At 63.2% G+C, this 16,328-nt stretch carries 9 protein-coding genes and 1 pseudogene; 3 read left to right on the top strand and 7 right to left on the bottom strand.

Going from position 1 to position 16,328, the window contains the following annotated elements:
• Window positions 1–308: 308 nt before the first annotated feature.
• Window positions 309–2,114: pseudogene (locus FIV38_RS25285) on the top strand (ATP-binding protein); the annotation flags it as partial.
• On the opposite strand, the gene FIV38_RS25280 reads toward FIV38_RS25285, so the two are convergent.
• The 6 genes from FIV38_RS25280 to pbpC all read right to left on the bottom strand — a co-directional run bounded on the left by FIV38_RS25280 (window position 2,111) and on the right by pbpC (window position 9,118).
• Window positions 2,111–4,048, bottom strand: coding sequence for a pilus assembly protein TadG-related protein (locus tag FIV38_RS25280; RefSeq protein WP_092233188.1), 1,938 nt, complete (start codon window positions 4,046–4,048; stop codon window positions 2,111–2,113). The pseudogene FIV38_RS25285 and the gene FIV38_RS25280 overlap by 4 nt on opposite strands.
• 302 nt (window positions 4,049–4,350) lie before the next feature.
• Entirely contained in the window at window positions 4,351–4,908 is a 558-nt protein-coding gene (locus tag FIV38_RS25275) for a DUF4136 domain-containing protein (RefSeq protein WP_092233185.1), read from the bottom strand.
• 45 nt (window positions 4,909–4,953) lie between these two features.
• Window positions 4,954–5,556: a DUF4136 domain-containing protein gene (locus tag FIV38_RS25270; protein ID WP_029297619.1), complete on the bottom strand. Its 603-nt coding sequence runs from the start codon at window positions 5,554–5,556 to the stop codon at window positions 4,954–4,956.
• 24 nt (window positions 5,557–5,580) lie between these two features.
• Window positions 5,581–6,330: a methyltransferase gene (locus tag FIV38_RS25265; protein WP_029297621.1), complete on the bottom strand. Its 750-nt coding sequence runs from the start codon at window positions 6,328–6,330 to the stop codon at window positions 5,581–5,583.
• Window positions 6,323–6,631: a MazG-like family protein gene (locus tag FIV38_RS25260; RefSeq protein ID WP_092233183.1), complete on the bottom strand. Its 309-nt coding sequence runs from the start codon at window positions 6,629–6,631 to the stop codon at window positions 6,323–6,325. Before FIV38_RS25260 ends, FIV38_RS25265 begins: the two co-directional genes overlap by 8 nt.
• Before the next feature lie 156 nt (window positions 6,632–6,787).
• Window positions 6,788–9,118 (bottom strand): peptidoglycan glycosyltransferase PbpC, encoded by a 2,331-nt coding sequence (pbpC, locus tag FIV38_RS25255; RefSeq protein WP_092233180.1) that lies wholly within the window; start codon window positions 9,116–9,118, stop codon window positions 6,788–6,790.
• Window positions 9,119–9,217: 99 nt separating this feature from the next.
• Here pbpC and FIV38_RS25250 point away from each other — a divergent pair, with 99 nt between their 5' ends.
• A complete protein-coding gene (locus FIV38_RS25250; RefSeq protein WP_029297627.1) occupies window positions 9,218–9,511 on the top strand; it encodes a hypothetical protein in 294 nt (97 codons plus the stop codon).
• Window positions 9,512–9,646: 135 nt separating this feature from the next.
• On the opposite strand, the gene FIV38_RS25245 is transcribed toward FIV38_RS25250, so the two are convergent.
• Window positions 9,647–14,548 carry an alpha-2-macroglobulin family protein gene (locus FIV38_RS25245; protein ID WP_092233177.1) on the bottom strand — a complete coding sequence of 1,634 codons (4,902 nt, stop codon included), beginning with the start codon at window positions 14,546–14,548 and terminating at the stop codon, window positions 9,647–9,649.
• A gap of 280 nt (window positions 14,549–14,828) precedes the next feature.
• On the opposite strand from FIV38_RS25245, the gene FIV38_RS25235 reads away from it, so the two are divergent.
• Complete coding sequence (locus FIV38_RS25235; protein ID WP_092233174.1) at window positions 14,829–16,172, top strand: MATE family efflux transporter; 1,344 nt, start codon at window positions 14,829–14,831, stop codon at window positions 16,170–16,172.
• Window positions 16,173–16,328 lie beyond the last annotated feature (156 nt).

The following is a 16,328-nucleotide window of genomic DNA, read 5'->3' as shown; positions in this document are numbered from 1 at the left end:
CGGAAACCGATCGGGTGCTGGAGCGGCTCGCCGAAGGGCAGCCGCTGCTGGCCGAAGAGCGCGGCCGCTGGGTCGGCCTGGAGCGCATGTTCCAGCGCGCGGGCCTGGGCAAGCCCACTGACAGCCTGGGCCTGTGGGTGACCTGCTGGGTGTTGGGCGCGCTCCTGGGCTTGCTGGTGTGGAGCTGGGTCGGGATGGCCGCAATGTTAGTGCTTCCGCCCCTGATACTGCGGCTGTATATCGCCTGGCGCTATCGGCGGCGGGTGAAACGGATGGTCGAACAATTGCCGCAAGTCCTCGACCACACCGTGCGCAGCCTGAAATCCGGGCGCACCCTGGCCGATGCCCTGCTGGGTGCCATCGACAGCACCGAGGCGCCTTTGAAGCCTGCCATGGAGCGTATCCAGCGCAACGTGCAATTGGGGGTCAGCCTGCCCGAGGCCGCCAGTGATTTTGCCGAACTCTACGAGCAGGACGAGTTCCGCATGCTCGCCCTGGGACTCAAGGTCAACCACCGCTACGGCGGCAACGCCAGTGACTTGCTGGAGAACCTGATCAAGGTCATCCGCGAACGGGAGCAAGGCGCGCGGCAATTGCGCGCCATGACCGGCGAGACCCGCGTCACGGCCTTTGTGCTGGCCGGCATGCCGATTGCGATGGTGGGCTATTTCATGCTGATCAACCCCGGCTACCTGCTGACCATGTGGAACGACGACAGCGGCCGCTACATGCTGCTGGCCGCGCTGACCATGCAGGTGCTGGGCTGGACCCTGGCCGAATGCACCCACGACACCTCCGTGGAATGGGTACACCCCGAAGACCGTGACCTGTACTTCGAACGTACCCGGCAATTACTGCGCGAAGGCAGCGTGCGCAGTCGCTACCGCGTGCGCGATCGCCAGGGCAATTACCACTGGCTGCTGGACGAAGCCAAGCTTTTGCGCGACGACCTCGGTTTGCCGGTGGAAGCCGTCGGCCTGTGGCTGGACGTCACGGAAGCGACCCTCGCGGCGCAGCAAATCAAGGACAGCGAAGAGCGCTATCGCATCCTCGTCGAAGACTCGCCGGCCATGATCTGCCGCTACCGCCCGGACCTGACCCTGACCTTCGGCAACACGCCCCTGGCCAACTACCTGGAATGTACGCCGGCACAGTTGCCGGGGGTCAACCTGGGCCACTGGTTATCTGAAGAACAGCGCAACGCCTTCGTAAAACGCATCGGCCAGTTGAGCCCGGAGTTCCCCGTCAGTACTGCCGAAATCAGCCTGCAACTGCCGGGGCGCGAACATGCGTGGTGGGTGTGGTCCGACCGTGGCGTGTTCGACGAGCACGGCCAACTGCAGGAAATCCAGGCCGTGGGCCGCGACAACACTGAAGTGCGCCGCTCCCAGCAGCAACTGACCCAAAGCGCAAAAATGGCCACCCTCGGCGAAATGGCTACCGGCCTGGCCCATGAGATCAACCAACCGCTGAACGTGATGCGCATGGCCATCGTCAATGTGCTCAAGCGCCTGGGCAACGGCGACGTACAGATCGACTACCTGACCGAAAAACTCCAGCGCATCGACGCCCAGGTCCAGCGTGCGGCCAGGGTGGTGGACCATATGCGCGTGTTCGGCCGCCGCTCGGAGGTCGAGCAACAACCCTTCGACCCGGCCCAGGCGGTGGAAGGTACCCAGTCACTGCTGGGCGAAGGCCTGCGCGGCAAGGGCGTGGACCTGCGCATCACCCCCATGGACTTCAGCGCGCAGGTCAACGGCCATGTGGACCAACTGGAACAGGTACTGATCAACCTGGTAGTCAACGCCCGCGACGCGCTGATGGCACGGCACGAAAAAAACCACGACTTCCACCCATGGATCGCGCTGTACAGCGAACACGACAGCCGCCATGTGCGCCTCTTTGTCGAAGACAACGGCGGCGGCATCGATGCACGGTTGCTGGAGCGCATCTTCGAGCCGTTCTTTACCACCAAGCCCATTGGCGTCGGCACCGGGCTGGGGTTGTCGGTGAGCTACGGCATCGTGGAAAACATGGGCGGACGCCTGAGCGTCGCCAACAGCGAACACGGCGCGCGGTTTTGTGTGGAGTTGCCGGTGGTGGGTGTGGGTTAGATGACGAGGTAGGCGCGGCCCATGTGGCAGGTGAGGTTGGCGCCAACGTCTGCGTTGCCCAGGTTGATGCCCAGGGCAGCCAACAGCGTATTGACGATAGGGTCCAGCAGCGGGGATAAAAGCCCTTGAACGAGCCCGACGAGGGTTGTGGTGATCGTGGCCAGGAGCGCCGCGACACCCGCCAATGCTCCATTCGGAATCGCCGGGGCGGGAGGCGGTGCGTAGGTCACCTGAAGTCCATTCAACGTGTTACCCAGGCTGTTGATGATGTTGACACTGGAAATACTTTTGTAGGTCGGCGGGAGGTTCATTTCTGCCACCGGGGAATAAAACAGGCTTTCTGTTCTCTGCCCTACAGTTGATTGCGCCTTTAACAAAAATCCGCCGCCGACATTGGCTTTGCGTGGGTCGCAGCCTCCCAACAAAGTGCAGTGCTGGGTACCGATATCAATGAGGCGGACCGGCTGGACATCCACTGGTGTCGATGAGGAGAACGCCTTGGCCGGGTCAATTTTACCGACTGCCAGGGTGGCCAAAGAACTGGTGGCCTGGGCAGTTAATGTCTTGGTTGCGGAGGTTGCACAGGTGAAGTCGGTAACATGGCTTTCGCCACTGGCAGCCTCGATGTAAATGTCCAGCGTGCTGGCAATATCAATATCTGTGCGCTCGCAAGACAGGGCACATAAAAGAGCATTTACGATAGCTGCCAGATCCAGATTCAAAAGCCCCTTCACTACCTTGATCACCGGGTCGGTCAAGCCTGCCAGCCCCGATATCACAGAAGAAACCGTCCTCAAAATCGGCGCATCCACCGAGATCAACGTGCGTACTTGTGCAGTGCGCACGGAAATCTGATTTGTCCCCGTAGCCAAGCCAGCCTTGGCCAGCGCGGGGTTGCCGATGGCGGATAGCTGTGGCGGCTCCATGACTTTGGTTTTGACTGAGAAGGTGGCGACCAGTGGCACGCTCAATTGAAAATCTGCCCTCACCAAACTATTGCCATTGGAGAGTTGGGCCACGCCCTGCAGCAACTGGAACAACTGCACATCCGTATTCAAGGCCGCTGTGGGCGTGCCCGTCGCGACATTTAACAAATCGCCCAGTTTGAGCACCTTGGTATTCGGTGCGATGGCTTCGATGGCAAGCACGTTGGTGATCGTCGCCGCGACCGCCGAACCGTTGGTTTGCAGCACCTTGACCGCCGCGTCGATCAATTGCGTCGCCGAAACCGCGGTGTTGAGCAGCGTCGTGTAGTCACCCGCCGCCACGTTCGCTTGAATTGCCAACTGGTCCAGGTAACTGAGCAGGTTCACATTGGTATTGATCAAGCCCTGCCAACCCACGGCGGTCAGAGACAGGCCACCACCAAGCAAGCCACCGATGGTTTTGTTCAAGATGTCTGATTGAGCCGAATTGACCGTCAGCAGCGAACTACGAATCGTCAATTGCGCCACCGGCGGCGCCAGCGCCGCCACCGCTGTCGCAGTCAACGTAGTACTTGCGTTGTACGTCCCGCTGAACAACTTCCACACCCCATTGGCGATACCCGTGGTGACGGTGCGGCTCGCGACTACGCGGATGGCCTCATTCTTGGTGGCATCCGCCGTAAAGACACGGGTGTTGAGGCCATTGGTCAACAACGTCCCGCACGTCACCGCCAGGGCGCGGCTGGGGTCGTTGGCGACGACGGTGAAGCCATTGCGGGTGGCGTTCTGCTTGGCGTAGTCGACGGCGGTGGTGCTGCCTGCACACTGCCCGCCGCGGTTGGCGGCTTCCAGGGCGGCGGTGTCGGCAACGGCCTGCAGCTTGCGTTTTTCCAGGTACAGGCGACCGCTATCGACCACCAGCAACAGAAATACCAGGGCCAAGGCCAAGGTCCCGGCGAACACCAGACCGATTGCGCCACGTTGGCCAGAACGAAGTCGGGGAGACATCGAGCACTCCTTTGCCGGCGAACTGCCGAGCGCTTACTCTCCTGTAATGAACAGCAGTGTAGACAAGGCTTGGGAGGTGCGCTGGCAAGTTGCCACTTTGGCGACTGACGGAACCCTCAAGGCCCACCAACCCTTTGTGGCGAGCGGGCTTGCCCCGCGCTGGGCTGCGCAGCAGCCCCAAAACCAGACGCCACGGAGAACCTGATACACCGCATTCGGTTCACTGGGGGCTGCTTCGCAGCCCAGCGCGGGGCAAGCCCGCTCGCCACAGAAAGCCAGCGCCTGTTCGGACCGAGTAAGACTTACCGTGGCGGGTAGTTGGACAGCACCTTGGTCACCGTCGCCCGGATCGCCGCGCTGCGGTCTTGGGGGCTGGGGGAGCTGCTCATCATTTGTTCATCGCTGCCGCGCCACACCAGCTTGCCGTCCTTGCCGTCGAGCAGGTCGATCTGGAGGGTGGCGACCTTATAGGTGACGTTGCGCGTTTCGTTGTACATCGGCGCGCCCCAATAGCCATTCCACGGGCCACCCCAGGCGCCGCCGTAGTTGGTGGTGACTTGTTGCTGGCGATCTTCGACGATCAGGTAGGCCTGCACGTTCACGTCAGCCTTGGCCCCGGGGGCGGCCGGGCGCAGGCCGCGTTGGTCGAGCTGGTCGGCCACCGCCTGGCGGATACGCTGTTCGGTAAGGTCACTCTTGATTCGCGGATCGTCAGGACGGTACTGCAACGCCGGATCTTTCCAGGCCCAGCTACGGTACGCCCCAAAGTCGCGGCTGGCGTCAAAGTCGTGGTTGACCTGATGGGTCTGGCAACCGCCCAGCAGCACGGCAAAAGCGAGCAAAGCGATACGACGCAACATGGTAGTTCTCCAAAGGGCAAACCGAACCTGAGATGAGAATAGCTGTTAACTCGGAGGATACGCCGTCATCGCCTTCTGCACAGCCTGGCGCAAGGCATCACCACGTTCACTCAAGCTGCCCTGGCTGCCCGTTTCGGCGCTGGCGCTCCACACCGGCTGGCCCGTGCGGGCGTCGAACAGGTTGACGCGCACCACCACGACCTGCACTTCATAGGTGCGCACAATCGGCACCGAGTTGTACATGCCGTAGCCGTTGCCATAGCGATTGTAGCCACCGTAGCCATAGCCATAATCGTCCTGCACCTGGCGCAGGCGCTTTTCCAGGTGCACGTCGGCGCTGACCAGCAAGTCCGGCGCACGCTGGTCATGTACCGGGCGCAGGCCGCGCTGGTCGAGGGCACCGCTGACGGCTTCGGCGATCTGCGCAGGATCGGCCCAGGCCGACCCCGCCGGCAATTGGCCGTTGCGCCAGGCCCAGTTGCGGTAGGCGCCATAATCGCGCACCGGCGCCGGGTAGGCGCTGGCGTCAAAGGTGTTGGCCGCCTGGGCAGGCGCCGGCGGCATGGGCTTGGACGCCGCAACATACGGGTTGTTGCTGGAGCAGGCACCCAGCCCCAGGCACAGCAGGATCAATGCACAGCGCTTCATTTCGATCTCCGCAGACTGGGCCGCTTAAACCGGACGGCAGATCCAGTGCAAATAACGCCCAAGTCCGGCAAAGCTTGGGTGACGACGGTGAGCGAGTTCCATCTCCAACAAGTCCTGCAAATCGGCGCGGGCCTGGAATTCCACCGGCATGTAGTCGTGAAATACCCGTACCCCGCTCTGGCTTTCGACCTGCCACAGGCCTTCAAGTTGCGCCGCCAGTTCACGCGGGTCCAGGGGCTGTTGCGGGGTCAGGCTCTGTTTTTCGCCGGCCATGTCGTTCTTGCGCATCTTGCGAAAGTGGCCCTTGAGCAAGTTGCGATAAATCAACGCATCACGGTTATAGAACGCCAGGGACAACCAGCCGCCCGGCGTCGTCAACTGGTGCAGCACCGGCAGGATCGCGTGGGGTTCAGCCAGCCATTCCAGCACGGCGTGGCACAGCACCAGGTCATAGGGCTCGGTGAGCTGACCCAACAGCTCCTGCCACGGAGCCTGGATGAACGTTGCAGTCTGCCCCGCCTCGGCAAAACGCTGACGGGCGCCTTCAAGCATCGGCTCGGCGGGTTCGGCCAACGTCACCTGATGCCCGCGCTCGGCCAGCCACAGCGACATATGGCCCAGGCCTGCGCCGATATCCAGCACGCGCAAGGGGCGATCCGGCAGGGCCTCGATCAGGTCGGCCTGCAACACGGCCAGGCGAATCGCGCCCTTGGCACCGCCGTAGATCTTCTCGGCAAATCGCGTGGCCAACTGGTCGAAATGACGATCACTCATGGGCAAACCGCCGCTCGTTGTCAGCCAGTTTGGCGCTTACCACCTGGTTCATATCCAGGCCTAGCTCACCGCACAGCAGCAGGAGATAGAGCACGATGTCACCCACTTCCTGGCCGGCGTGGGCGAGTTTGTCGGCGGGTAACTGGCGGGATTGGTCTTCGCTCAGCCACTGGAAGATTTCTACCAGTTCAGCCATTTCGACACTGGCGGCCATGGCCAGGTTTTTCGGGCTGTGGAACTGTTTCCAGTCGTTGTTATCGCGGATGCGATGCATGCGTTCGGTAAGGTGTTCGAGATTCATGGGGGGCTCCTGAAGAGGTATAGCTTCGGGCTCAAGGGCGGGGATGGCAAATAAATTTGCGGCGCGCTCAAGGCCGCCATCGCAGGCAAGCCAGCGCCCACATTTGACGGTATTCAAAAATCAAACTGTGGGCGCTGGCTTGCCTGCGATAGCGATCTAATCAACCACGCTGAACTCAACCCGGGCCGTCTGCCCCGCCTCATCGAGCACACTCAGTTGATAGCGCCCCAACTGCTCCAGGCTGGCATTGATGCTGTCCTGGTTGGCACTGTCGCCCAGCGGCGCCCCGTTAAGGAACCACCAGCGCCGCCCACTGCCGCCCAACGCCGATAGCTTCAAGCGCAACTGCTGCTGGCTGCCCGCCGGCAAGCGCAGTTGATCTCCCTCCCGCACGCCCACCACCGACAACGGCGACGACGCCGCCAACGCCGGTGGCGGGCAATCCGGGTCTGGCGCGGGGATGCGAGCGTCACGCCGCTCGATTTTCGGCAGCCACGGCTCCAACGGTGCCGGCCACAGGGCAATATCCCGCGATACCGCGCCCGGACAACTGGCGGCCACGCGCAAGCCTTTGGCGTTGACCCATATGGTTTCCATCAAGCCGACACCCAACGGCTGATCCAGTGCCTGCAGGGTCGGCGGCGTGGTGTTGTCCAGCGTCCAGGCAAAGCGCTGGCGCCGGCAATTGGAGTCGCTACGCCCCATGGGCTGGCCCAGGGGCCAACAGATCGCCGCCACGCCGACGTTCATCGGCACGGCTTTGACGGGCGCGGTAATGCCGCGCTGGCTGTCGCGGTTGGTCAGCACGTCGTGTACTTGCAGCATCAACGGCGCCGCCGAGGCCAGGCCAAACTGGCCCGGCACCGGGGTGCCGTCCGGGCGGCCGATCCACACCCCAATCAAGTAGCGCGGCCCGACCCCGATGGCCCAGGCATCGCGAAAGCCGTAGCTGGTGCCGGTCTTCCAGGCCAGCACCGGGCGCTGTACCAACTCGGCCCGGGGATCACGATCCGGCCGTGCCTGGCCACTGAGGATGCGCCGCACGATCCACGCCGAACCTGGCGATAACAGCGGACGCTCCTTGAGCGCATCCCCAGGCTGCAAGCGAATCGCGGCGCTCTTGCCGTCACGGGCCAACGCGCTGTAGCCGCCGACCAGGTCCTCCAGGCGGCTGCCGGCACCGCCGAGGATCAACGCCAGGTTCGGTTCAGCCAGCGCCGGCAACGCCAGGGGCATGCCGCCGATGCGCATCTCCCCGGCAAAGCGCTTGGGCCCGTAGGCTTCCAGCAGTTGCACCGCCGGCAGGTTCAACGAGCTGGAGAGCGCCGTACTGGCCGGTACCGCACCGGTAAAGCCCATGGAGAAATTGCCCGGCCGGTAATCGCCATAGCGCCGTGGCACATCCTGCAGCAGCGATTCGGAGTGAATCAGCCCCGCGTCCAGGGCCATGCCATACAGAAAGGGTTTGAGGGTCGAGCCCGGCGAGCGCAGGGCGCTGATCATATCCACATGGCCAAAGCGCCGTGCATCGTTGATGTCCACCGATCCCAGGTAGGCGCGCACGGCCATGCTTTCTTCCTCGACCACGAGGATGGCCGCCGAGGTGTGCTCCGGCAGGCGTGCGCGCCAGCCCAGCAGCAGGTCTTCGAGACGGCGTTGCAGGGTCGCGTCGATCGTGGTGCGAATCAGCGGCGGGCTGTCAGGACGGTTCAGGCGGCGCGCCAGCAGCGGCGCCAGGCTGGGTTCCAGGCGCGGCGCCAGCAACAGGGGTTCTTCCAGGGCCTCGTCGACCGCCGATTGCGGCCAGACCTGAAACTCGGCCAGGCGCCGCAGCACTTTGTCCCGCGCCTCCTGGGCGCGCTGCGGGTGACGATCCGGGCGCAGGCGGCTCGGCGCCTGGGGCAGCACCGCGAGCAAAGCCGCTTCGGCGTGGGTCAGGTGCTGTGGAGATTTGCCCAGGTACGCCCAACTGGCTGCTGCCACCCCTTGCAAGGTGCCGCCGAAGGGCGCGCGATTGAGGTACAGGTTGAGGATTTGATCCTTGGACAGGTGCCACTCCAATTGCGCCGTGCGCCACAGCTGGCGAAACTTGCCGGGCAAGGTGCGCGAATGGGGATCGAGCAGGCGCGCCACTTGCATCGACAAGGTGCTGCCGCCGGACACCACTCGCGCCCCAGAGAGGTTCTGCCAGGTCGCCCGCACCAGGGCCAGCGGGTTGACGCCGGGGTGTTGGTAGAACCAACGGTCTTCGTAGGTCAGCAGCGCATCGAGGTAATACGGCGAGACTTCACCGGTGGCGACCGGGTAACGCCATACGCCGTTGGCATCCGCGAAACGCCAGAGCGGCGTGCCATCTTCGGCCAGCACCACGCGGGCCAGGTCGTCCTTGGGCAGCGGCAAGGGCCAGAGGCGGTCGGCCAGCCAAAGCAGGGCTGTCACCACCAGCAGGCTACCCAGGGTAGCGCGTGCAACTATTCGCAAATTCAAACGGGCAAACCTCTATGCTTCAAGGGAACTCGCCCAAGGGATTGGCGACCAAAGGCTCAGGTCCGGCAGATACGCCCACCCTTTCATCAGGAAACTCATATGCAGGTAGAAAGCTTTTTCGAATGGCTGGGCCAGGCGCTCGGTTCGGTCATCCGCTTTATCGTCGACGGGCTCAGCGGACTGTTCGGCGCCCTGACCAATGCCGGTGGCAATTTTATAGATGGCCTGTCCCGCACCCTGGGCATGGATACCTCGATCATCAGCATCATCACCCTGATCATTGGCCTGATGCTGCTGTACTCGGCAGTCCGGGCATTTATGCGGGCCTCGATCATCATGGGGATTATCTGGTTGCTGCTGGGGCTGTGGCTGCTCAGTTGGGTTGTGCATTAACACCCCTTACCTGTGGGAGCGGGCTTGCCCGCGATAGCGCTATTTCAGCCGATACATTCGGCGGCTGATACACCGCTATCGCGGGCAAGCCCGCTCCCACATTAAAGATAGAGCCTGCTCCCACAGGTCGGGCGCTTAACGCCCCTTGATCACCATATCCGCCGGGGTTTCCCCCACTGCCTGCCAGTTCGGCCGGTACATCGACTCCACTTGCGGTGGCGGTACGCGATAAGTCCCAGGTGTGACCGCGCGAGCCAGGTACAGCAGGTGCGTGGTGCCGTAGCCGTCCAGGTTCAGCGCTGCCACGTAACGATCATCGCGATACTCCTGATGCTTGATCGACGCATTCTGCATCGACTCACGCCACTCCTTGACCTGGCTGCTGGCGTTTTCCAGGCTGGCAGCACTTTGTCCCAGGTTCTGGTTCTCCAGCTCCAGGCCAGCCGGCAGCAGATCCACAACCAATGCATCCGGCACCCGTTGCTTCTTGGCGCTGACCGCAATATGCACCAGCACCAGGTCACCACTGCGCAGGCTTTGCAGGTTCAGCGGCTGGCCATTCATCCCCAGGTATTCGCGGCGGATGCTCAGGTTTTCACCGCCCGCCGCTGGCGCCTGCTGTGGATAACCGGAAATGCTCAGTTGCTGGTAAATCGGCTCGCTGCCTGGGTTGCGCACGGTCAGCGGTGAGGCCAGCAACGGCCCTTCCAGCTTCAGGCCGGACTGGCCGTTGTTCAGCTCGCGGGTTTCGCCGCCGCTGCTCAACTGGGCAGTCCAGTTGGTTTCCGGCTTGCCCAGCAAGCCACGGCCGGCGAGGAACAGCGAGTTGCGCTCCTGGGTCGACAACCATGGGCTGGCCGCCATCTGGTCCGACAGCTCGAACAGGCGCTCTTCACGCTTGCCCTTGGCCAGGTCGTTTTCTTCGAGCAAGGCCAGGATCATCGCCTGGTCACGCAGCGGGCTGCCGTAGTCGGCCAGCCATTCATTGGCCTTGCGCTGCACGGCAAGACCCGCCAGCAGCGCCTGGTCGGCACGCGGCTGATCGCCCATCTTCTGCAAGGCAATCGCCAACTGCACCAGCGGTAGGCCCGAACGCGCATCGCTGCGGCGCTCGAACAGGCTGCGCAAAGCGCCCAACGGTGCCTGCTGGGTACGTGACAGCACCAGGCCGGCATAGGCCTGCACGGCGAAGCGTGTGTGGTCGGCGTTGTCGCTGTAGTCGACCTCGATCAGGTTGCGTTCCTGCACATAGCGCAGCAGGCGTTCGCTGGCCTTCTTCAGCGCTTCAGGCGGTACCGCAAAACCCTGGTCGCGGGCGCGCAGCAGGAAGTCGGTGACGTAAGCCGTCAGCCAGTACTCTTCCTCGCCATCGGCGCCCCACAAACCAAAGCTGCCGTTGTAGCGCTGCATGCCCAATAGGCGTTCGATACCCAGTTCGATCTTGCGCTTGCGCTCCACATCCGGCTCGCCGGTCAAACCCAGGCGCGCCAGCACGGTGGCATCGGCATACAGCGACGGATACAGGCCGCTGGCGGTTTGCTCCAGGCAACCGTACGGGTAGGCCTTGAGTGCACGAATCTGCTCGCCAAGGTTCAACGGTGGCCGGCTCGACAGACTCAACAGCGCCTCACGCCCGGCGGGTTCAAACAAGGCCAGCTCCGCATCCGGCAGGCTCCAGGCTTCATCCTTGAGCACCGCACGGTATTGCTTGAGCAGCGCCGGATAAGCCGGGCGCACGCCCAATGTCCATTCGCGGGTAAACGCCGGCAGGTTCTCGCCCGGCAGGTCCAGGCCATTGACCGTGACCTTGACTTTGCCCTGGCCGAAGCCACCCAGCGCGCGCACCGGAATCTGCAAGGTGGTGCGCTGGCCCTCGGTCAGTTGCACGCTGTGCGATGGCTCGCCCAGCAGGGTCAGTTGACCTTCGGCGGTCAGTTGCACATCCAGCTTCTGTGCCTTGCCCGACAGGTTGGACAGGTCCAGTGCCAGGCGCGTCTGGTCGCCGCCGGCGAGGAAGCGCGGGGCCGACAGTTCGGCAATCAAAGGCGCGGCGATCACGGTCTTGGCTTCGGCCATGCCGTAGCGGTCGTCACTCCAGGCCTGGGCCATCAGACGCAGTTCGCCGTTGAAGTCAGGGATATTGACGCTGACTTCGCCCTCGCCTTTGTCGCTCAAGGTCACCGGCGCGCTTTGCAAAGCGACGATGGTGACGCTGGTGTCCGGGCGCTTGCCGCCCTTGGCCAGCGCCGCGTCACCACCAAAGGCCAGGCTGGCCAGGCGGCCCTGGCCGGCTTCGATCAACTGCCCATAGATATCGAACTGGTCCACACCGTAGGCCTTGCGGCCAAACAGGCTGGAGTAGGGATCCGGGGTTGGGTATTCGGTGATATTAAGAATGCCCACGTCCACCGCTGCCACCAGCACATGCACCTGTTTGGGCACGCTGCCATCGGCATTTTTTGCCGCGACCTTGACCGTCAGCGGTTGTTTGGGGCGCATTTTTTCCGGCGCGGTCAGGGTCAGGCCCAGTTTGCGCTGGGTACGATCCAACGGCAGATGCAGCAAGCCCACGGCGCGTTTAGGCGTGATGTTGGCCTTGCGCTCACCCGGGCGAATCACCAGCGCACTCACATACAGGTCATGGCGCGACCATTTCGGGTCGAGCTTCACCGCAAAGCTCTTGCCTTCGGCCGGCACGTCGATCTCTTGCCACCACAGCGGGCCTTCGCTGGACTCCACCAACAGGTAGCCTTTACCAGCCGCCGGCGGGGTGACGGTGACGTTGGCCGTATCGCCATCGCCATACGCCGGTTTGTCCAGCGCCAGCTTGACCTGATCGGGGCGCACGGCGCCGCCTTCGGTGTTGTCCTGGCCCTGGTAACCGGCCCAGAAGCGCTTGCTGCTGATCAGGCCGGTCTGCGGGTCTTCGACTTCGACGCGGTACGGGCCCCACTCCACCTGGAAGCTGACCTTGGCCGTGTCGCCGGCCTTGATGTTGACGGTCTGCTCATCGAGGTTGAGGAATTTCTCGTTGTAGTGATAGCTCCAGCCATCGTTGTCCGAGTAGTTCCAGTAGTAGTCGCGGCGCTCGCGAACCAGGCGGACCTTGAGGTTGTCGACCGCGAGTTTCTGGCCCTGCTGGTTGGCCAGCAGCACTTCAAACTCCGCCGGGCCGTCGCCATTGGTTTCCTTGCCATCGAACAGGCCACGCAGGCCGGGCAGTTGCTCGGCCGGCCAGACCGGCTGCACCAGGCGCCGGGTGATCGGGCGCCCGCCAGACTCTTGCAGGCTGGCCTGGACGATCAGTTGCAGCGGCGACTTGGCTTCGCTCCACTTGCTTTCCAGGGTGAGTTTTTCCTCGCCCTTGGCGTCGAGCACGCTTTCATCCAGTTCAAAATCCTGACTCAGTTCTTCTTCAGTCACCGAGCCAAACTCATAACCGGGCAGCGACTTGACCGCCTCGCGCAACGGCCGCACATACACTTGCCCGCTCAGGCGATTGCCCGCCGCAGGGGCGCCGTAGAGGTAGCGGCCATTGACCTGGATAACCGCATTGTCTGCAGGATTAAGCGGTGTATCGCTGCCCTTGAGCTCCAGGGCCAGGCGCTCGGGCAGGAAATCTTCGACGAGGAATTCGTACAGTTGCGGCTTGCCGTCACCCAGGTCGAACACCAGTTGCCAGCGCCCGGTCGGCGCTTCGCCGGCCAGTTGCAGTTGGTATTGATAGAGGCCGGAAGCATCGGCATCCCACACGAATTTGCGGCTGACCTGCTCATCCGGGCGGCGTACTTCAACACTCACCGGTTGCGGCTTGACGGCATTCCCGTCCTTGTCGCGCAGCAGCGCATTGAGCAGCACGGTTTCGCCAGGGCGGTACAGGTCGCGCGGGCCGAACACAAAGAATTGCAGGGGGTGCGCGGGCTGGCCGCCGATATCGAACTCGGCCAGGTCCAGGGCTGCGCTGTCGAGGCGCAACAGGCTGGTCTGCTCGCCCTGTTTGGCGAGCAATACCTGGGCCTTTTTCGGCAGCGGCAGTTCAGCGTGGCCGCCCTTCTCGGTCTTGCCCTGGCCCAACACGCGGCCTTCGGCATCGAGGATTTCCAGCTCGACGCCATCCAGCGCCTTGCCGCCCTCCAGCGCCTGGGTGAACACATCCAGGCGGTTGGCGTAACGGTGTACCGACAGGCCGATATCACTGAGGGTGAACAACGTGGCCGGTTGGGAATAGTTGTAGGTGCCCGAAGCACGCATCACCGCCAGGTACACGCCCGGCTGTTGCAACTGTTTGAGACCGGCGATGGGCAACAACAGGGTTTCGCGGGTATTGCGCGCAGGATTGAGGTCGAAGCGGCCGCCGTAGACCAGGTCGGCCATGGGCAACAGTTCACGGGATTCGTAGCTTTGCAGGCTGGTATTGCGGCCCCACTGGGCGAGGAACGCCGGCAGCGATTCGGGTTTGATGCGGAAGAATTCGACGTCGATCTTGTCGACATTCAACGCGATCACCGGCAGGCCTTCGGCCAGACGAGTGGGCAACAGGGTGCCACGGCTGGCGAAGCCGACGGTGGCTTGCAGGTCGCGGGTTTCCAGGCGTGCCGTGTATTCAGCGGCGAGCTTGGCGTCGTTGACCCCACGCAGCCCGGCGTCCACGGTCAGCACCAGCTTGCGCTGGGGCTCCAGGTGACGCAGGCGCAATTCCATCAGGTTGTCGGAAAGCTCCCAGGCACCGTCGACCTTGCCGGACTTGCTGTCCACCAGGTGCAGTTTGTCGGCGAACTTCTGCTCGGGATCCAGCGGGATTGAAAAACTCACCGACAAGGTGCTGGCGCCATCCAGTTGCACCTCAGACACGTCCACCACGCTTAACTCACGGCCGGCATAACGCTGCTTGAGCGTCGCCACATCCACCGCGGCCTTGGCCGGCTTTGGCGCCGTCACCGCCGCCGCAGGGGCAGTGGGTGCAGCCGGTTTATCGGAAGAATCGCAGGCGCTCAGCAGGGCCAGCGCACAGGCCAGGAACAATCCTTTGTTAAGCATGGGGCACTCGTTGTCGGGGTGTCTGAGGGGTGAACTATATATCAGTGCCAGCCAAGTGGCTGTGGCGCTGCTCACATTGACCGACGGAGGGCGGTTTGGTTCTCAACTACCTCAAAAGCGTAGAACCCCCCCTGTGGGAGCGGGCTTGCTCGCGAATGCGGTGGATCAGCCAATATATAGGTTGACTGACCCACCGCATTCGCGAGCAAGCCCGCTCCCACATTTGGATCTGCGCCGCTGTTGAGGGCCAGTTACAATGCCGCTCCCCCAAGGAGCCCGAATGTCCACCTTAATCACCGACTGGCGTCACCGCCCCACCCATCGCCGTGTCTGGGCCCTGGCCGCGCCGATGATTCTGTCGAATATCTCGGTGCCGCTGGTGGCCTTGGTGGACAGCATGGTCATCGGCCACCTGCCCCACGCGCACCAGTTGGGCGCGGTGGCCGTGGGGGCCAGTCTGTATACCTTCCTGGCCTGGGCCATGGGGTTTCTGCGCATGGGCACCACCGGGTTCGCCGCCCAGGCGGCCGGGCGCAATGATGGCGCGGCGCTGCGGCAAATCCTGTTGCAAGGCCTGCTGTTGGCGCTGGGGTTGGCCATGGTGCTGGGCACGGTGGGCATTCCCCTGAGCCATCTGGCGCTGGAATGGATGCAGCCTTCGGCCGAGTTGAATCAACTGACCCGCGAGTTTTTCCACACCCGCCTGTTCGGGTTACCTGCGGCGTTGGCCACTTATGCGCTGGTGGGCTGGTTCCTCGGCACGCAAAACGCCCGGGCGCCGCTGGCGATTCTTTTGACCACCAACCTGGTGAATATCGCCCTGAACCTGTGGTTTGTACTGGGCCTGGACTGGGGCGTGGCCGGTTCGGCGCGGGCCTCGGTGATTGCCGAATGGACCGGCGCCCTGCTCGGCCTGGCCCTTACGCAAAAAGCCCTGCGCGCCTACCCCGGGCATATTGCCTGGGCGGCGCTCAAGGTCTGGCAAAGCTGGCGCGCGCTGCTGGCGGTCAACCGCGACATTTTCATTCGCAGCCTGGCGCTGCAATCGGTGTTTTTCATGATCACGGTGCAAGGCGCTCGGCTGGGCGATGCCACGGTCGCGGCCAATGCCCTGCTGCTCAACGGGCTCTTGTTGACGGCCCATGCGCTGGACGGCCTCGCCCACGCAGTGGAAGCACTCTGCGGCCACGCCATCGGCGCCCATGATCGCCAGGCATTGCGCCGCTCGCTGGTAGTCGCCTGCGGCTGGTCGCTGATCGCCAGCCTCGGCTTTGTGCTGCTGTTCACCTTCGCCGGCCACTTGTTTATCGCCATGCAAACCGATATCCCCAGCGTGCGCACAACCGCCGATATCTACCTGCCGTACCTGGCGGTACTGCCGTTGATTGCGGTGTGGAGTTATCTGCTGGATGGTTTGTTTATTGGCGCGACCCGCGCGCGGGAGATGCGCAATGGCATGTTGCTGACGGTGCTGATGATGCTGCCAGTTGCCTGGGCGTTGCAGGGGTTGGGTAACCACGGGCTGTGGATAACGTTCCTGCTGTTCATGGCGGTGCGCAGTTTGACGTTGTGGGCGATTGCCTGGCGGCTGAATCGGCAAGGGCTTTGGCTGGGCGCCAACTAGTGTGGGAGTGGGCTTGCCCGCGATGAGCCTAGGTATCTACACAACTTTGCCGCAACGCCTAGATCCAGGCAGATAGCGCAGTTGTGGCGAGCGGGCTTGCCCCGCGCTGGGCTGCGAAGCAGCCCCAATAAGCCGAATGCGTTGTACCAGATACAC

The sequence above is a fragment of the Pseudomonas proteolytica genome, from assembly GCF_007858275.1.
Classification (GTDB): domain Bacteria; phylum Pseudomonadota; class Gammaproteobacteria; order Pseudomonadales; family Pseudomonadaceae; genus Aquipseudomonas; species Aquipseudomonas proteolytica.
The sequence above is the reverse complement of the archived record's forward strand: the minus strand, read 5'-3'. Positions and strand labels throughout refer to the sequence as shown.

Excerpts from the sequence above, each read along its gene's own strand:
- FIV38_RS25280 (WP_092233188.1), bottom strand. The coding sequence starts at position 4,048 with ATGTCTCCCCGACTTCGTTCTGGCCAACGTGGCGCAATCGGTCTGGTG.
- FIV38_RS25245 (WP_092233177.1), bottom strand. The coding sequence starts at position 14,548 with ATGCTTAACAAAGGATTGTTCCTGGCCTGTGCGCTGGCCCTGCTGAGC.
- FIV38_RS25250 (WP_029297627.1), top strand. The coding sequence starts at position 9,218 with ATGCAGGTAGAAAGCTTTTTCGAATGGCTGGGCCAGGCGCTCGGTTCG.
- FIV38_RS25265 (WP_029297621.1), bottom strand. The coding sequence starts at position 6,330 with ATGAGTGATCGTCATTTCGACCAGTTGGCCACGCGATTTGCCGAGAAG.
- FIV38_RS25235 (WP_092233174.1), top strand. The coding sequence starts at position 14,829 with ATGTCCACCTTAATCACCGACTGGCGTCACCGCCCCACCCATCGCCGT.
- FIV38_RS25270 (WP_029297619.1), bottom strand. The coding sequence starts at position 5,556 with ATGAAGCGCTGTGCATTGATCCTGCTGTGCCTGGGGCTGGGTGCCTGC.
- FIV38_RS25260 (WP_092233183.1), bottom strand. The coding sequence starts at position 6,631 with ATGAATCTCGAACACCTTACCGAACGCATGCATCGCATCCGCGATAAC.
- FIV38_RS25275 (WP_092233185.1), bottom strand. The coding sequence starts at position 4,908 with ATGTTGCGTCGTATCGCTTTGCTCGCTTTTGCCGTGCTGCTGGGCGGT.